Annotated in this window: 2 protein-coding genes; one reads left to right on the top strand and one right to left on the bottom strand. The window is 57.3% G+C overall.

Going from position 1 to position 951, the window contains the following annotated elements:
* The coding region (locus C9413_RS32420; protein ID WP_170251623.1) for a hypothetical protein at nt 1-673 on the top strand (673 nt) is incomplete at its 5' end.
* A 31-nt stretch (nt 674-704) separates the two neighbouring features.
* Here the strand turns inward: C9413_RS32420 and C9413_RS32415 are convergent.
* Nucleotides 705-951: DNA cytosine methyltransferase (locus tag C9413_RS32415; protein WP_170251621.1), on the bottom strand; the 247-nt coding region annotated here is incomplete at its 5' end.

Here is a 951-nt window from a genome sequence, read left to right as displayed (position 1 = left end):
GTCGTACCTTGATCACGTGCGGATCTATCTGCCTCATCGACTAGCCGCCCGTTTCCGCGAGATCCATGAAGCTGAGGAAGCGCTGCGATTGACCGTCGAGGGGGAGAACAACGGCAATACCGTGTTAATACGGGTTCCGCTCGCCTCTCGTCCTACACGGCCGAACGCTTTGGAAGCGGGTGCAGTTCGCACCGTGCAAGCTGGTCGAGATCAGATACATCCCCACTTCTATGCGGAAGATTCCGATGCGGCTGCGCTCGTGCTCGATATCCTTAGAGGGAACGGCGTTCCAATTACAGAAGCTGATCGCCAGAGGCGCGCGACGACCGTCCCGCTGGAGGCCATCAATGCTTTGATCGAGAGCGTTGCAATTTTGGATGATGATCCGGGTCTGTGGGACCTTGAGACAATTGAGGCGCTTCTTCGATCATTCTCGGATCATATGCAGGGCGGAGGCACCGTATATGTTCGCGAGGTGGAAGACACGCTAACGGAGCGCGGATGGTGGCGCGGCCGCCTGAGCGGTCAAGAGATCGCACTCCTCAGAAGAGTATCGCCTCAGGCACCGTCGCTCGCCTTGCTCTATGTCGGTGATCCAGACGAACCAATCGCCTGGTTCCCAACAGTTGTGATGCCGCAAGGCAGCCCGACCTACGTTTTCACGGGCGAGTAAAAAAGGGGCGCTCGGCGCCCCTCCATTTTTTCTAAGCTTGCACGTGGTTTTCAAGGTGTCGTTTGATTGAGCGAGCAACCGCCTCTCCTAATCGGACCGGCACCGCGTTTCCTATCTGCCGCGCTAGTCGGAGCTGGTTCACTCGCTCGCCCGGTGCGACAAATTCAAAGTCCGCAGGAAAAGACTGAAGGATGGCAGCTTCACGGATCGAAATTGCGCGGTCCTGCTCTGGATGACCAAACCGTCCATTGCCAATTCCCAAGCACTGCGTCGTGATG

It is taken from the genome of Rhizobium sp. SEMIA 4085, from assembly GCF_013004495.1.
GTDB lineage: Bacteria > Pseudomonadota > Alphaproteobacteria > Rhizobiales > Rhizobiaceae > Rhizobium > Rhizobium gallicum.
The sequence above is the reverse complement of the archived record's forward strand: the minus strand, read 5'-3'. Positions and strand labels throughout refer to the sequence as shown.